Raw genomic sequence first — 17,503 nt, 5'->3', positions numbered from 1 at the left:
ATTGTCAACCTATAATCTGAATGGTACTGGCGCCAGCACCGACTGGCTTGACCTGAATCTGTACTGGAATCCGTTCATGCATTTCCTGGATATGCGAGATCAGCACCACTTTACGGCCTTGGCTTTGCAGTTGATCGAGTGCATTCATCACCATGTGTAATGAAGAGGCATCCAAGGTTCCAAAACCTTCATCAATAAATAGCGATTCAATTTTCATTGAGCCTGAAGCCATATTGGCAATGGCCAACGACAAGGCAAGGGCGGTCAAGAATGACTCACCACCAGAAAGCGATGAAACAGAACGGGTTTCACCATCCATATCATGGTCAATAATGGCAAGACTGAGTGAGTTGTCTAAACGTTTTAAGGTGTAACGCTGAGACAGCATCGCAAGTTGCTGATTGGCAAATTCAAGCAAAATATCAAGGTTGTATTGCTGTGCATAATCACGGAATTTTTTACCTGTGGCATCACCCATTAAACTGGAAATTTTATTCCAGCGATGTTCTTCAGTTTGAATTTGGATAATTTGATCCGCAAATTGTTTTTGCTTGTCTAGGTTTGAGTAATGCACATCTAACTTGGCTTTGAGTTGGTCACGCTGTTCTTGTCGCTCGGCTAAGGCATTCAGGTTGAGTGCAATAGCACTTTCAATTTGTAAAACTTGTATTTCAGGTTGAGTTTTTAAATGTTGAGTGAGCAACTGTTGGGTGGTGTTGAGTGCAGACGTCGCATCGACTAAAGCATGTTCGATGTCTTGAATATATTGACGTAGATTTTGAGTTTCTTCCGTTGAAATAAGGCTGAATTCTGAAATTAAAGCATGATTAAAATCTAAATGTTGATTTAACCAATGTTCGATTTCCAAAGCGCAAGCATGATGCTGGGCTTCAAATTGAGCCAACTGAATTTTGAGTTGATCAAGCTGACGGTGTTGGTGATCAAATTGTTGCCGAGCTGTTTCGAAACTTTGTTGTATTTGCTGATGTTGCAGCTGTAAGTTTTTACGCTGTTCATCGTGTTGATTCAGCCATTCATGCGGTTTATCGACCGAAGTTTGTGTCATCTCAAAAATAAGCTGAACGGCAAGTTCCTTGTTCTGTTGTCCTTGACGCTCAAATTCAACTTTATCTTTTTCAGCGAGTTCAATCTGATTGTTTTTGGCTTGAATCTCGTTATTTTTTTGAGCGAGGAGTTGAGCTTTCTCATTCAGTTGCTGATTTAAAGTCTCAAGATTCTGCAACAGCTGCTGACGCTCATGCAATTGTTGCGCAATATGTTGTGCAACAGTTAGGGTTTGCTTTTGCCAAGCATCTCGTTGATCAGCAGTGAGCAGGTCTAGCAGGTATTGAATATTCTGTTCAGCTTGTTGAACGATCGACAGTTGTTGTGAGATCTGCTGAATATTGTGGGTTAAATTCCGTTGGGTTTTTTCAGCCTCCTCCAGTTGTTTGATATTTTCCTCTAGCGTGATTTTTTCTTGTTGCAGGGTTTGATTGACTTGAAGCAGTTGCTGTTCAATCTGTTCAGACTGTTGGGTTAAGTCTATTTGAATTTGAGCATTTTTGAAGCTTTGATAAAGCGCCTGTTCATGCTGTTGATGTTGAATATTTAAATCGTCGAGACGTTTTTGCTGTTCGCTCAAAGACGCTGTTTGCTGTGTGTGTAATTGCTGAATCTTTTGCCAGGCATTAAAACTGTCTTGTTCGATTTGAATTGCTTGCTGCTCTTGTTGCTCTTGCAAATTGACGAGTTCACTCGATAGTGCAGAAAGATCAGTTTTAAATGGATGATGGACACTGCCACAGACTAAGCAGGCTTCTCCATCCACCAATTGCTCGCGTAATTTCTCAATATTTTCAGCATGCAATAAACGCTGTTGTTGCAGCATGCGTTGTAAGTTTTCACGTTCAAGTTTATGGGTTTGGTATTGCTGTTCTTGCACATCAACTTGGATTTTACTTTGGGCACTCTGCTGTGCGAGCGCATTGCACGTTGTTTGTAGTTGATGCTGTTCAGAGCGTTGTTGTAGCCATTGTTTAAATTGATTTTGAATTAAGCCAAATTGATGTTGTTGCTCCAGTTTTTTTGCATGATTGTGGCGAAGTTCTGATAGCTGGTGATCAATTTTTTGGTCATCACCAAACTGCTGTTGTAGTGATTCCAATTGCTGTTGTTTCTGACTTAAATCGGTTCTAGCAGAAACAATATCGCCATATTGTTGTTCAAAACTTTGGTAATACTGAATAAATCGTTGTAACTGTGCGAGATGCGCGGAAAGTCCATCATCTAAACTGCTCAGTTGCATCGTTTGATTCAACTGTTCGGTCTGTTTTTGCTGATCTGACTTGAATTGCGCTGATTCGTTGTGTAACTGAGTTTGTACCAGGATTAAGGGCTGTAACTCTTTTTGAAACTGGTCCAATACAGATTTTGCTTTAACAAACTGTTTGCCAATGAATTCACGTTCTTGAATACAGTGACGGACTTGATTAATACGGTGTTGATGGGTGTGTTCAAAATGCTGTAACGCTTTGAGTTGTTCATCAATCTGTTTAAATGCAGTCTGTTCTTGCTCAAAAACTTGCTGAATGCTATGAAACTGTAATTCAGCACTTTGAATTTGGGGTTTTAACCGAGCTAATTCTGTTTGTGTTTTTTCTTGCTGGATCATACTTGGACGGATGGATGCAAAAACTTCGAGTTGTTTTAGACGGCCACGTTCCGTATTCAGTAAATCAAATTTTTGTTGTTGTTCCGCATGCTGAAGCTGTCGTTGCTGCACATCATGTTCTAACTTCTGCTTTTGCTCAAACCATTGCTGGTTTTTTTCGAGTGCTGATTTTTCTTGTTCTAATTTTTTGTATTCGGTACAGATTAGCTGGAATTGATCACTGATCGTCGCTAAATCTTCTTCTGATAAAATTTCAATATCACCGAGTCTGACTTCTAAAGCTTTACGCTGATTGGCTATCTGCTTGGTTTTTTCATATGCCAATTGACCAATTTTGCCAAAAATACTGGAGTTTGTTAGATATTCCAGTAGTTCACCACGTTCATTATCTCTTGATTTTAAAAATGCAGTAACTTCAGACTGAGCCAATAAAACGGCACGGGTAAATTGTTCAAAACTCAACTGAGTAATTTGCAAAATTTTAGCTTCGACTGCTTTGGCTTTATCGGCCAGAATATTGCCATCACTGAGACATTTCAGGGAACGTTGCACACTTTGCAATTTACCTGTCGGATTTTCACGTGCACGTTTAATTTCCCAACGTGCCAAATATACTTTTTGATCCTGAGCAACAAAACTGAGTTCTGCAAAACCATGTCCTGTGCCACGGCGCAAAACAGTTAAGGGGGAATTGGTGAGAAGTTCAGAACCATCGATATCTGTCAGTTTACCATCGCTATCTTTTAAACGAGGCACACGATTGAACAGCGCCAAACACATGGCATCCAGAATTGTGGACTTTCCTGCGCCAGTTTTACCGACAATGGCAATTAAACCTGCGCTGGCAAGTGGATTACTTTCAAAATCAATAAAATGTTCGCCTGCAAGCGATGCCAAGTTTTTTATACGAATAGATAAAATTTTCATGGCATATCCTTATGCTGTTTCATCAGCATCAATACTGGTTTCCGCCTCAGCAACCAGGCTGAGGAAATCTTTGAGCACCGAGTCATCAGCGCTGTAACCCTGTTTGACCCAAAGCTGTTCAAATAGTTTTTTTGGCGTCGGCGGTTCTAAATGGATTTTTTGAGTTTGTGCATCATCAAGATTAAAGGCTTGATATTGACGGGATATGCGCACCAAGCGATAGCGATTCGGTGGAAGTGCATCTTCAAAGCATTGTCTTAAATTGGGTGGGGGAGGTGTTGCAGTATGATATTCAATATCGACATATTCACGTTGATCAATTGCTGCAATTTCTCCATGTTCAAGGGTACGAATCTGCTCAAAGATTTCATTGAGTTCACCACGTAGTCGATGCAGGCGTACACTGCGTGGAATCAGCAAAGCTTCAAATTGGAAACGTGCATCATCTTCTAATTGAGGATCAATTCTGACTTCAACCACTTGATGCTTATAGTTAATCTCGCTAAATGACAATGGGATAGGCGAACCACTATAGCGGATATGTTCCTGACCGACTTTCTGCGGTTTATGCAAATGCCCCAATGCAACATAATCAATCACATCATCAAATAATGCCGTTGATAAAGCTTCCTCATTGCCGACAATAATCGGGCGTTCAGAATCCGAAGTTTCGCTGCCTTGCATATGTGCATGCGACATTAAAATCAGTGCCTGATGGGGCTGTTTGCGTGCCTTGGCTTCAGCGATCAGTTGTTGATGCAGATAGCTAATCGCGTTTTGACTGTTAGTAGTATGTTCATTTAGTCCGGTAATTTCGGCGCTACGCAAATAGGGCAGGGTCAGACACCAGGCAATGATGTTTTGTTGCTGGTCATAAATCGGAATCAGCAAACGATCCAGGTTCAGGGTGTTTTCAGCAGTTCGGCCCACAATCCCGACCGCTTTGGCATTGTATTTAGCCAATAAAGGTTCAACCTGTTCAATTCGATAACCCGAGTCATGATTTCCTGCGATCATCAAGGTCTGCATATGCGGTGCGAGTTCATGGGCATCGGCCAGAAATTGATACAGTTGCTTTTGCGCACTCGAGGCCGGATTAATCACATCAAAAATATCACCAGCAATTAATAGGGCTTGTGGCTGCTTGGTTTTAATTTGCTCTAGCAACCAGTTTAAAAATTGAGTATGTTCAAATTCACGGTCATGGTTATGGAAAAATTGTCCCAGATGCCAATCGGAAGTGTGAAGAAAATGAACTGCCATGTAGATGAACCCTGAAATGTCTGCCTTGCTACTATAGGAAAAAGCTGAGGGGAAAATCTACTTAAAAAAGATATTTCAGCGAATTGTTGCTGATGTCAGGCTGAATTTATTTTAATCAGTAGGCAAAATGGCAGGATAGTCATGTCTAAATCACCCAGTCTTGAACAGTCATGCAATTCATCAGGCTGAAAAATCGGAATTTTAAAAAATAAAAACCGACGATTCGAGTGATGTGAAATCGTCGGTCAAATTTGTGTTACATGAAGATTTTGGCTGCTATTCAAAATTTCCCTGTACACTGGACTTATTGCTTTAGCTCTAAAGGTCAGCAAAAATTCGTGGATGCCAGTCCAAATTTTTGTACCTTGTACTCTATATAACGTCACCTTGTAGTGGATGGTTGACAATAAAATGAAAAAAAACCTGATTTTTTTTATACTAGCTTATTGAAGATCACTGAGTCATACATATGTTGCCGCTAAGTCGTTATTTTATCTGGTTTTTCTTTATCTGTTTTATTTTTACCTGTATTTGCGGTGTACTGGCAGCCTTGCTGCCGATGGGCATGGGCGCAGTTTTGACGATTGTTCCCTATCTGGTGGCCATGATTTGGGTGCTATTTAAATTTTTAAAACAGCAAAAACGTGCGCCGACTCAAGCAGAGCGTAAAAAATTTACCCTGGGTTTTAGCCTGATTTACTGGGGCTATAATTTATTATTTCTCTTGCTCGGTATTGTGATCGCCACCCGTTCCAATCCGAATGCCTGGCAGGACTTCTTGCTGTATCTACAGCAGCCACAGTTTATGAGCATTGTGCTGATCATGTTCCTGATGATCGCAATTCCACTATATCTGCTGACGTACTGGTTTTATGGCAAGCAGGCACAGCGTATGGCAGATCAAATGTTTGGCAATTCGCCGCAGGCCTGATAGGTAGGTGGCTTTATGACGATTGATCTTGATAGATTGATCGCATCAGGCTGGATACAAATTCACCACGACAAAGATATTCCTGCTTTAAAAAAGCTGAAGATGAGTGGCGTATAATTTAAACCAAGAAAATAATAAGGCGAAGAATGACGAATGTATAAACCTGTAGTGCTGGTGACGGGAGCGAGTGGTTTTATTGGCAGTCATCTGGTGCGTTTTTTATTGGAACGTGATTATCGGGTGATTGGGCTGACCCGCCGCAAGAATCAATCTGAACCGCATCCAGATTTTCACTGGATTAACCAGCTGGATGAATTAAAACAGCCTCAGATTGATTATGTGATTAATCTGGCTGGCGAAAGCATCGGTCAGGGACGCTGGACGGCAGCGCGTAAAAAGAAATTGCTGGATAGCCGTTTAGACACCACCAAACAGTTATTTGACTATTTAGAAAAATACCAGATCAAACCGAAACGGATTATTTCAACCTCAGCCGTTGGTTATTATGGTATTGACCCGAGCGAGCGCTGGGAGCAGGTCTGTACGGAACAAAGCCCGCCACAAGATATTTTTATGTCTGAGCTCTGTGCGAAGTGGGAACAACTGGCTTTGTCCTATAGCAGTCAGGACACCAAAATTGTTCGCTTTGCTGTGGTCTTCGGCAAAGGTGGTGGAATTCTGCCGCAGATGTTATTGCCGATTAAACTGAATCTGTTCGGGCGGATTGGTCATGGGCGTCAGCCAGTCACTTGGGTGCATTTAGAAGATGTATTGCGTGCGATTGAATTCTTGATGCTTGAAACGACGACCGGGCAGATTTTTAATGTGGTTGCTCCGGAAAAAGTCAGTCAGGCACAGTTTGCCCGGACTGCTGCACAGCTACTGAAACGCAAACCTTTACTGCCACTGCCAGCATGCAGTTTGAAAATGATGCTGGGAGAACAATCGCAACTGGTTTTAAACGGTCAGTATGTACAGCCTCAAGCTTTACAGGATGCGGGCTTTCAGTTTGATTATCCAACCTTGAAAGAAGCGCTGCATAATATCCTAAAGCACTAAGCGACCTGGCTCCAATAGATGGGCCGGAGCATAGGGCTGTGGATCTACAATGGTCGGTGTTTGTGCAAGCATCAATTGAGCCAGTAATTTGCCTGAGGCTGGGGCCATGCATAAGCCATTGCGGAAATGGCCAAAATTGGCCCAGGCATTTTGCAATTCGGGGATTTTGCCAATATAGGGAATACCATCGGGTGAGCTGGGTCTTAATCCGGCCCATTGCTTGACCAGCGGAAAATCCGCCAGTTCCGGCACCATCTCCAGACAAGCCTGTAGAATATCTTGCCGGATTTCAGCAGAAGGCGAGGTGTCAAAACCGACCTGACGCATACTGGAACCACATACAACATGTCCGTCGCGCCGTGGAATCAGATACATGACCTTGTTCATGCACATGCTCGGTAGCCAGTTTTCTGGGGTTTTAAACAGCAGCATTTGTCCTTGCACCGGTTGCACCGGAATTTCACAGCCAAGCTGTTCTGACCAGCCTGCAGACCATGCGCCTGTGGCGATTACAAACTGATCTGCCTGAAAGTGTTGACCACTTTCACTGGACACACTCGTTACCCAGCCTTGCTGAATATTGAGCTGAGTGATTTTACAGTGCTCTTGCCAGGTGACATGCGGATGCTGTTTTAAATAGCTGATGACCGACTGTAATAGTCGCGGATTGCGGATATTGGCCAGTTCCGGAAAGTAAATCGCCTGTTTGAACTTGCGCTGATCAATTCGGGGATTGATTTGTTGTAGCTGAGTCTGATCAAGCAATTCGGCCTGTTGCTGAGGGTCCTGATATTTTTCCGCATAGCGCAAGCCAAGCTCAAAATCATCTTCATCAAAAATCAGCATGCCTGTTTCATGAATCTGGAAATCGATACCGGTCACTGGCTGCAGTTTTTGATTCCAGTCCTGATAGAGCGGTTTGGCATGCCGAGCCAACGTATTGACTGCAGCGGGGTAGCGCCAGGGATACATCGGAGAAAGAATCCCGCCTCCGGCCCAAGACGCAGCCTGCCCGGCAACTTGCTGATCAAAAATCGTGACAGAACATCCCTGTTCAAGCAGTTCCAGCGCCGACATCAACCCGGTGATGCCAGCGCCGATAATGGCGATATGCATTGCGCCGAAATCCTTTTACTTCATGTCTTTCAGTTTAAGCGCAGCTTCTTCGGCAAAGTAAGTCCAGATGCCATCGGCACCGGCGCGGCGGCAGCTCATCAGTGATTCAATAATCACGCTGTCAGATAACCAGCCATTTTGAATGGCAGCGGCCAGCATCGCATATTCACCACTGACCTGATAGACAAAGGTTGGTACACCAAAAGTGTCTTTAACTTCACGGACGATATCAAGATAAGGCATGCCCGGTTTGACAATCACCATGTCTGCGCCTTCCTGAAGATCCAGCGCAATTTCATGCAGTGCTTCGGCACGGTTACCGACATCCATCTGGTAATTGTATTTATTGCCGCCTTTTAAATTGCTGGCAGAACCGACTGCATCACGGAATGGACCATAGAAGCTGGATGCATATTTGGCTGAATAAGCCATGATGGAGGTATAGATATGCCCATTTTGTTCAAAGGCCTGACGAATTGCACCGATCCGGCCATCCATCATGTCACTTGGAGCAAATACGTCTGCACCGGCTTCAGCATGGCTTAAGCCCTGTTTAATCAGACATTCGACCGTTTCATCATTTAAGACATAACCGGTCTCATCAATAATGCCGTCCTGACCATGCGTGGTATATGGGTCGAGTGCACCATCAGTAATCAGCACCATTTCTGGCAGTTCTTTTTTTAATAAACGCAAAGTGCGTTGGACCAGACCATCTTCGCGCCAAGCCGCTTCGGCGGTCAGGCTTTTATCTTCTTGTGGTGTGACTGGAAACAGTGCCAGTTTATTGACGCCCAGTTCCAGCAGACGCTCTGATTTTTTTAACAGCAAGTCTGCTGACAGGCGCTGGATATTCGGCATACTGGGAATATCTTGGCTCTGATTTTGTCCCGGCAGTACAAATACTGGATAAATCAGGTGATCTGCACTGAGATGCGTTTCACGTACCATAGAACGTAAATGCTCATTTTTACGAATACGACGCATGCGAGTTGCAGGAAACGCGGGACGATTGAACGTATAGGTCATAAAAATCTCAGCAATCAGTATTAAACTAGGCACCTATTGTAGCCCTAACTGAAATTTTTGGGCATAAATTAGCGGTTTTTTATTGCGGTGGATTTGAGCAGAGTGATGACTAAGACAGAGAAAAGCTGGACAGGTAATATACACTTGGGGGCAAAGGTGGATATTGATGTGGTCTTAAATCAGTTGGTACATGCTTTTAATAGCTCTCCTTTTTTTAAGCATAATGGCATGAGCATGCGGGTGGTGGAAGGCCAGATCGAAGCCTATGTCGAAATGCAGGATTTTATGATTGGTAATGTCGCGTTTCAAATTTTGCATGGCGGTCTTGCGGCCACGGTACTCGATAGTGTCGGTGGAATTGTAGCGATGGGGGAGTTATATAAAAAAGCCGAACCTGAAACCATTGCCGACACCATTAAAAAAGTCTCGCGTTTGGCGACAGTGGATATGCGGGTGGATTATCTGGCACCCGGGCGCGGTAAATATTTTATCGCGCGGGCAGAAACCTTACGTTTGGGGCGTAAGGGCTGCACCATGCGTATGACCATGGTCAATGATGAAGATAAGCCAATTGCTACAGCGATTGCATCTTATGCTTATTGAGGGTAAGAGATAGAAAATAAAAAGCACTGTTTAACAGTGCTTTTTTAGCTTTCGACCTTCAGATTGATACAGGTTATAGATCTGATTTGGCCCGATTTAAGGCCTTCTGCCATTTGGCTAAATGAGCTTCACGCTCATCATTTTGCATTTTTGGTTCAAAGGCACGTTCAAGTTGCCAAGACTGCGAAATTTCCTCCAGACTGGAAAATATTCCGGATTTTAATCCGGCCATGGCGGCTGCCCCCCAAGCGGTAGACTCCAGCATTTTCGGACGCAGCACCGGCACATTGAGAATATCTGCCTGAAACTGCATCAGCATGTCATTGCTACTGGCACCGCCATCGACCCGTAATTCTTTTAAAGGGTGGGCAATATCGGATTGCATTGCACTGAGGACATCCGATACCTGAAAAGCGATTGATTCTAAGGCTGCTCGGGCGATATGCGCTTGAGTCGTACCACGAGACATGCCACAGAGCAGGGCACGCGCTTCACTGTCCCAATGCGGTGCGCCAAGTCCGGTAAAGGCCGGAACCAAAACCACGCCGTCGGTATCCTCAACTTTACAGGCCAGTTTTTCGATATCATTGCTTTTTTGAATAATCCCGAGACCATCACGTAGCCATTGCACTACCGCACCTGCCATAAAGACGCTGCCTTCCAGTGCATAGGTAGTTTGACCCTGCGCTTGCCAGGCAAGGGTAGAAAGCAGTTTATTCTGACTGAGCTGGATGTCTTGACCGGTATTGAACAGCATAAAACAGCCGGTGCCATAGGTATTTTTTGCGCTCCCCACTTCAAAACAGGATTGACCAAACAGTGCAGATTGCTGATCACCTAGAATACCGGTAATGGGGATATTGGCACCGAGTAAACCTGAAGCGGTGTCAGCGATATAACTATCCGAGGAAATAATTTTTGGTAAGACCGAAGCAGGAATATGAAACAGCTCCAACAGTTCTTCGTCCCAAGTTTGTTGATGCAGATTCATCAGCATGGTACGGGAAGCATTGCTGGCTTCAATCACATGTTCTGCGCCTTGAGTCAGGTTCCAGATCAGCCAGCTATCGATAGTACCAAAAGCGACATGACCCTGTTCAGCCAGTTCACGTACGCCTTCTACATGCTCCAGAAACCAGACCAATTTTCCTGCACTAAAATAAGGATCAATCCGTAGACCGGTTTTCTGCTGAATTTTGCACATCCAGCCCTGTTCAATCAGCTGGTTACACCAGTCAGAAGTTCGACGGTCTTGCCAGACGATGGCCGGCGCGAGCGGTTTACCATTTCTTCGATCCCAAACCACCGTGGTTTCGCGCTGATTGGTCAGACCAATGGCTTTGATATCTTTGGCGAGAATACGCGCCGTAGCAAGCGCTTGCTGTACCACCGCAATCTGCGTGCTCCAGATTTCCTGAGCATCCTGTTCGACCCAACCTGAATGTGGCGTCTGAATATGGGTTTCACGTTGAGCCGTTGCCTGAATTTGTCCATGTTCATTAAAAATAATAGCCCGACTCGATGTGGTTCCTTGATCTAGGGCCAGTAAATAGCTCATAATTTTTCTGTTATTCGGCTTGAAAAGTAAAATATTAGCGCAATAATGTAATTAAGCGCATCAAGTTGTGTAAATGTTTAGAAAATGCATCGTAATTTTTGACATCTATGCTATGATTGCCTTGTACTTTGGGGGTGTTTCTGGCTTCGACGCTGGTGATGAAACTCATAGATGCATGCCGAGAGCGCATTTTCTCTCGTAAATCAAATTTGCATTTTTTAGTCGCAAACGACGAATCATACGCTCTAGCTGCCTAAGGGCAGCTTGTCCGCCTCTCCGAATACTTGTGGTTAGAGAGTCCGACTGAAGCGCACGCACACAAGTCCGTATAAAGCCAAGCCTCGGGGCTTTGTACTAAACTAAGAGGATCGCGATTTGTATCCTGTTCGTCGGGTCACAAAGAGTTAAAACAATAGACGATATCTAAGCATGTAGTATTCTCGAGCGTAATGCTGGCGGACGCGGGTTCAACTCCCGCCACCTCCACCAAAATTCTTTCCGAAGTAATCCATCGGAATCTAAAAAAGCCTTTAAACTCAATGTTTAAAGGCTTTTTTATTGGCTGTATTGTCCGACCCTGTCCTAAGCTGTTTGACCCTATTTTTGCTTTATGAGGGTCAAAATTGGGACAATTTGACCCACTAAATAAGTTTAATTATGTGGGACAAAGATATGTCGCTTACTGATGTGCTGTGTAAAAAAGCATTACCGCAGGAAAAACAGTACCGCCTTTCTGATATTAATGGTCTGTCTTTACGAATCGATCCGAATGGCAAAAAATATTGGTCTATCAGATACACGGAAAATGGACAAAGGAAGTCCAAAGCATTAGGTATCTATCCTGAGCTAAGTTTAAAGCGTGCAAGGGAGATCGCGCTTGATCTGAGATATAAACTCAAAAATACAACTGAGGTCGAGCAGGAGCAGCCTTATTTTAAGGAAGTCGCAGAGGATTGGTTCAATAATCAAAAAGAAACCTGGTCATCCAAACATATTAGTAATGTTCGAGCTTCCTTGGATGAGCTTTATATTGCTCTTGCTAATAAGCGTATTAATCAAATTCAGGCACCTGAGATTCTGCAGATCATTAAAAAGATTGAAGCTAGAGGCTCGCTTGAAATTGCAAAACGAACCTTATCTCGTTGCGGTATGGTCATGAAGTATGCAATTGTACATGGTTATCGTTATGATAATCCGGCAGGTGATCTGGTTTGTGCTCTCAAGAACAAAAGAGTCAAAAACCTGGCTTCGCTTACTGCCTCTGAAATGCCTGAATTTTTAAGAAAGGTAAGAGCATACCCAAGTGATGCTCAAACACATCATGCCATTATTCTGATCATGCTGACAGGCGTTCGGGTTAGTGAATTGCTGCAAGCACGCTGGGAAGAATTTGATCTGGAAGGGCGTAAGTGGGATATCCCTGAAGAGCGGATGAAGAACCGTCTTCCACATCGTGTACCGTTGACGGACATGATGATTGCCGAGCTTCAGTCTTTGAGACTTACCCATAATCAGGAACTGCTATTTCCACATCGTTTAAATAACAAAGAACCTATGCGTAGCGAGTCTATTTTGGCCGTGATCAAGCGTTCGGGCTATGCAGGTCGGATGACCACACATGGTTTTAGATCTCTATTCAGTACTGTCGTAAATGAATCGAATCTGTTTAATCCAGATGCCATTGAGCGCCAGCTTGCTCATGTGCCTCAAAATAGAATTCGCTCGGCCTATAATCGAGCACAGTACTGGGATGAGAGAGTAAGGTTGATGGCGTGGTATGGGGAGCAAGTGAAAGAGTGGGTGGCTCAAACAGCTGAGTTTTGACGTTGCTTACACCTAATAGATTCTTAGATTTATCCTGGTCAAATTTACTCTGAAAGAGCTTAATTGAAGTAAGTAAATTACTTTGAAGACGTGCGTATGCACGTCTTTTTTTTGCCTACTTTTTTAAAAATCTGACATGTCTAAATGAAATTTTAATTGAATTCTGTAGCGTGGGGGGAGCTGTTTAGGAGGGTATTTTAAGAATGAGGAACTCTTTTTTTATCGAATTTTTTATTCAACCAAAGAGATAGAGCTAATTATTTAAAGAAATAATAGAATTAAAATAAAAGGATAAGATATAAAAATATAAGAGATAGAAAAGCATATTTATTTTATGTAGTTAACTAAAATAAGGGTTTTTAAATTATAAAACATGTATTATTTAGAAAATTACAGATCTATTTTATCTATATTTATAACTTTTTAACATCATTCTACGCAAGGGATTAAGTCAGATGATAAAGGACTGGGCAGGCAACGATGATGAATTTTTTAAAAACCTGTTTGCCTACTTAAAGGAGAAATTCTCTACTGAGTTGCCTTCACTGCAGTACATGCAAACAAATACAAAGGTGAGTATTTATCATGAGACCATTGTTGCTTTAGAAGATGTGCATACTGTTTTAAGAAAGATAGAAAATGACTCGTTTTACAAACGGGCTGATTATGAAAAAGCACTAAAGGGGGATGAAAAGAAAGTTCAGGAGATTATCGATTTTTATAAGAAGTTAGCTTTTCTGAATAAAGCAGAATCATCTTTTGCATTTAATGGATTCAATGACCACTATCATTGGGATTCTTTCATCCTTAAGTATTCAGCCTTTGTAAGGCAGAGTGAGTGCAAACTTTATGATGAATTTAAGTCTGCCAGTACATGGGATAAAAAAAGTTTTAGCCCAGACAAAATATTTGGATTTGTGGCTGCTTATAAAAAATTTGCACTGGAATATGAACATACATCTGAATCAATCTTGGAAGATATCTCGAAGCAAAATGAACTCTATAAAATATTGATAGAAAACTATAATGAGTTATTGAGCCAAAATATAAAAATAGGTGTCAGTGTCTTTGATGTTGTTTTGCCGAGCAGGCTCAAGAAAAGAGAAGATGGAAATGGCTATATGTCAACAGATTACCTGCAAGATTTTATTAATCATTTGGAGTTAGTATTCTCAAAAGATAACGGCATATTGATGACGATAAATCATGCGCATATCGTCAGCACTAACAAATTCATCCTATCTTTTTTGCTGATTTATAAGACGAAAAACTATGCTAATCCTCAGGAGGTGTTCGATTATTACAATCGAAAAGTCTCGGATATTGTGGGTCATATTGATAGACCTAATATAACGCTCATTAACCGGCATGAGATGATTAAAAAGGTCTATCCAGATGATCACTTTATAGGAGAGTTGAAGTCACAAAAACAAAAAATAGCGTTTCGCGAAAAGTTTTTGAGATATTTTTTATCTAGTATTTTTTTATTGCAAGCTGATAAGGGAACTGAACTTGAATACCAAGAAAGAAGGTATTCCATTTTTCTTAATGATTTTAGGTACTACAAGGATAAAATTTATCTAGATCCTGCAAGATCAAAGCCTAAAAAGATCTTTGAACCGGCTGGCTATGTTAAGAAGAAAAAATATGATCTGAAAGAGTTGGTTGATGATAATGCTAGTAAAAGATTGAATAAATACTTTACGTTAAAAGGTCTGTCTACCACGGCGATTGAACGAATAAAGTTAATCGAATATCTATATAAACAGCAGGCGATTACTATCATGGTTCGTCCTAGTGTTTTGGATGAGTTGGTAAAGATTGAATGCTTCCTTACTCGATTGATGTATTCTCGTGATTACCATGGATTTACAAGTGAGCAAATCAGAAGAAATTTTGAAGAATCTCGTAAGCTTGCACAGTTACCTCTACTCTTGCAACAGTTAGCCTTACTTTCCTATAGGGGTTGTCTAAAGGAAGGATATGGTGCGCTGATAAATTTGAGAACGGATGCGATTTTTTTTATTGATAAATTCAAAAGCTACTTCCCTAGAGGCCTTTTAATTGAAGATACTAATTCTATAGAAAAGCAACTGCTACTCTATAAAAATGAGGTTCTTAAGCCAACCTTCAAAAAAGAAAAGCAAGCGTGGCGCGATCTTGCAAAAAAAGAAAATTTAATTAACACGTTTCTTCTGCAAGTATTTGATAAAGATTTGAAAGATGTGATAGCTTTCCGGTTTATTTTCGAGGTTGGGGCGTTAAAAAGTAAAGCTGAAGCTAAGCTGTTTGACGAAATGTTTCGCGACTATATTGATAACTTAAAACGTCGTTCTACTGCTGGAGTCTATCTACTTAAACATATAGGTGTTTATATTCCATATGGTCAGTCACATTTTATTGATGCAACTTTACTATTCCAACAAAGTGACGATACTAATCCTAATGATATAAGTGACGCTGTTACGAAGTATTGGAAGAATTATGTTGACAATAAAGATGATCAAATTGAAAAGTATTATAAAAAAGACACAGCTAATAAGACTAACCAATTTGATTTTTTTAGGAATAAAAACCTAAGAGCAAGGGCAGTTTGTGTGATCAAGACAGAACAGTCCCTGAATCAAAGATATGTTGAAATATTTAATAATGATCGGAAAACAAGACGATTATTTATTGAAAGGGTGTCAAAATTCTATGCTTACTGTCCTCTGATTTTAGTTGATGAGCAAGATCTTTTATCCTTTCCAAGGAAGTCTGGTTTTTTAATTTTAGGCAGAAACCGTAAAACCTATGCGAAGAAAGTAGAGGATGCAGCTGAAAATACAAATGGCAATGGTGATGAACAATCTAAAGAAGCAGTAACACCTGATCCTAAAAGCTTACAGGCTACTCACATGCTGAATACAGATCAGAGGGTGGTCTCAATTGAATCTGATGATAATACTTTGCTAGAGGATGAAAATGTCGAAGCCGAGCTATCAATAGGTGGAGGGGTGGAAGAACAGGATACTATTGTAGATGATTCTGATGGAGTATTGATACCAGATAAAAGTGAAACCCTTGTAGAGTCAAGCTCTCAGGCTCTCTCTCCTGTAGTGGGGAATTCAGATAATATACAAACAGTGCAAACAGCTACTTCAAATAAAGCACAGTATTTAGTTATGGATCCTAGGAAAAAGCCTAGTTTTGTAAAGCCAAGTGCTGACCAAATTGTAGCTGAAGCAAGAGCGAAAGAAAAAAATAAGGATGTTTAACTTACGCTTCACTTTTCTCTATAAAAAAGGGGGACTCGTAAGATTTTCCTTCTTTGCTATAGAAGTAGAGATTTTCTTTTTAGTCATGCACTTGCTGGCTTATTCAATATGAGAATAGCTGGGATATATATTTAATATTATTAAATACTTAAACAACTTAATAACCTTCATCATCCCCAAATGATGAAGGTGTTTTATTGAGAGAAAAATAACCCACCCGCTTCAAAGTTAAAAAATACAGATCAGTCACTCCTATGGAATTAACCACCATAGGACGACAACGATGAATGAAGCACAAACTTTACTGGCAATTGAAAACCTGATGAAGAAAGTGATGAAAAAAACATATCACTGGCAAGATCTCGAATCTGAGTTGGATGGATTAAGCAAAGATGTCGAATTAATTTCTGACTCAAACAGAATGTACAGACCTTTGATTCAAGCTTACTTTGATTTATTACCTAAACGAATCAAACGTAGCGATGAAGAAATATTCTATCGTCGTGCTGCATTTCAAAGGTTCCAGTCTGAACTTAGAGAGCATCATGAAGAGTTCATTAATGAATTTTGTGAAAATAATAAGGAAAATAAAAAAAGTTTGTTTAAGTACTTTGATGGGCTGGTTGACGACCATTGCAAATTATTGCTTGTACGGGTGGATTTATTTTATCGCACTGGGCGTGACCCAAGTATTGAACGCTTTGCTCAAGATATCAAAAGAATGATTAAGCGGGTTCAAGACAAGGATACGATTTTTAAAGATCAGGTCGGTTATGCCTATCGACTGGAACAAGGAGGAAAGAGTAAGGGGTATCACTGTCATCTCTTGGTGATCTATAACGGCTCATTGCGATATGGTGATAGTTATCTAGGAATGCGTATAGGTGAGATCTGGAAGGAAAAAATTACGGGAGATGATGGTCTGTTTTTCAATTGTAACCAGTCTGATTACAGGCAGTATCATCAGCAGAAAGACCAGTGGGGTCTTGGTTTGCTGGAAAGGTCCGATCTAGCTAAAAGAAGTAAGGCCCAAAAGATGCTCGCTTACTTAGCTGATCCTGAAAAGGATGATCAATATATCCGAGGACCCTTATTGGGTATGCGACAGTTTAGAAAGGGGCAATTAAAGAAAGATCAGCGTAAGCGTAAGAATCGTCGATCCCAAAAAATCATAGATATACATCATCTACATGAACAGTGAATGTTTATTTACACATTCAAAGGCTTATCAGACGGTAAGCCTTTTTTCATTTTAGAGGTAT

The 17,503-nt window shown here is 41.4% G+C and carries 11 protein-coding genes and 1 other RNA gene; 7 read left to right on the top strand and 5 right to left on the bottom strand.

All coding sequences use genetic code 11. The annotated features are described in order from the left end of the window. Positions 1-4: 4 nt before the first annotated feature. Positions 5-3,601: an AAA family ATPase gene (locus tag CWI32_RS01510; protein ID WP_100534478.1), complete on the bottom strand. Its 3,597-nt coding sequence runs from the start codon at positions 3,599-3,601 to the stop codon at positions 5-7. Between the two features lie 9 nt (positions 3,602-3,610). Next, complete coding sequence (locus tag CWI32_RS01505; RefSeq protein ID WP_100534477.1) at positions 3,611-4,864, bottom strand: exonuclease SbcCD subunit D; 1,254 nt, start codon at positions 4,862-4,864, stop codon at positions 3,611-3,613. Between the two features lie 469 nt (positions 4,865-5,333). On the opposite strand from CWI32_RS01505, the gene CWI32_RS01500 reads away from it, so the two are divergent. Both CWI32_RS01500 and CWI32_RS01495 read left to right on the top strand, forming a co-directional pair. Continuing rightward, on the top strand, positions 5,334-5,795 hold the full coding sequence (locus CWI32_RS01500; RefSeq protein WP_100534476.1) for an ABZJ_00895 family protein: 462 nt from the start codon (positions 5,334-5,336) through the stop codon (positions 5,793-5,795). Positions 5,796-5,948: 153 nt separating this feature from the next. Next, on the top strand, positions 5,949-6,854 hold the full coding sequence (locus CWI32_RS01495; RefSeq protein ID WP_100534475.1) for a TIGR01777 family oxidoreductase: 906 nt from the start codon (positions 5,949-5,951) through the stop codon (positions 6,852-6,854). Here CWI32_RS01495 and thiO read toward each other — a convergent pair. Together thiO and hemB are read right to left on the bottom strand one after the other, a co-directional pair. Further along, complete coding sequence (gene thiO / locus CWI32_RS01490) at positions 6,843-7,970, bottom strand: glycine oxidase ThiO (RefSeq protein ID WP_100534474.1); 1,128 nt, start codon at positions 7,968-7,970, stop codon at positions 6,843-6,845. The two genes, CWI32_RS01495 and thiO, sit on opposite strands and share 12 nt — an antisense overlap. 15 nt (positions 7,971-7,985) lie before the next feature. Further along, positions 7,986-8,999 (bottom strand): porphobilinogen synthase, encoded by a 1,014-nt coding sequence (gene hemB / locus CWI32_RS01485; RefSeq protein WP_005096061.1) that lies wholly within the window; start codon positions 8,997-8,999, stop codon positions 7,986-7,988. Positions 9,000-9,104: 105 nt separating this feature from the next. Here hemB and CWI32_RS01480 point away from each other — a divergent pair, with 105 nt between their 5' ends. Continuing rightward, positions 9,105-9,602, top strand: coding sequence for a thioesterase family protein (locus CWI32_RS01480; RefSeq protein WP_100328911.1), 498 nt, complete (start codon positions 9,105-9,107; stop codon positions 9,600-9,602). 73 nt (positions 9,603-9,675) lie between these two features. Here CWI32_RS01480 and glpK read toward each other — a convergent pair whose 3' ends face one another. Next, positions 9,676-11,160, bottom strand: a complete 1,485-nt coding sequence (gene glpK, locus CWI32_RS01475) for a glycerol kinase GlpK (protein ID WP_100534473.1) — start codon at positions 11,158-11,160, stop codon at positions 9,676-9,678. Between the two features lie 130 nt (positions 11,161-11,290). On the opposite strand from glpK, the gene ssrA reads away from it, so the two are divergent. The 4 genes from ssrA to CWI32_RS01455 all read left to right on the top strand — a co-directional run bounded on the left by ssrA (position 11,291) and on the right by CWI32_RS01455 (position 17,442). Then, positions 11,291-11,649: a transfer-messenger RNA gene (ssrA, locus tag CWI32_RS01470) on the top strand. Between the two features lie 183 nt (positions 11,650-11,832). Then, positions 11,833-12,984, top strand: coding sequence for a tyrosine-type recombinase/integrase (locus CWI32_RS01465; protein ID WP_100534746.1), 1,152 nt, complete (start codon positions 11,833-11,835; stop codon positions 12,982-12,984). 455 nt (positions 12,985-13,439) lie between these two features. Further along, a complete protein-coding gene (locus tag CWI32_RS01460) occupies positions 13,440-16,241 on the top strand; it encodes a hypothetical protein (protein WP_100534472.1) in 2,802 nt (933 codons plus the stop codon). Between the two features lie 283 nt (positions 16,242-16,524). Further along, a complete protein-coding gene (locus CWI32_RS01455; RefSeq protein WP_100534471.1) occupies positions 16,525-17,442 on the top strand; it encodes an inovirus-type Gp2 protein in 918 nt (305 codons plus the stop codon). The last annotated feature ends 61 nt before the right edge of the window (positions 17,443-17,503 follow it).

This window comes from Acinetobacter pseudolwoffii, from assembly GCF_002803605.1.
Classification (GTDB): Bacteria; Pseudomonadota; Gammaproteobacteria; order Pseudomonadales; family Moraxellaceae; genus Acinetobacter; species Acinetobacter pseudolwoffii.
This window is presented reverse-complemented; position numbering and strand designations above follow the sequence as displayed.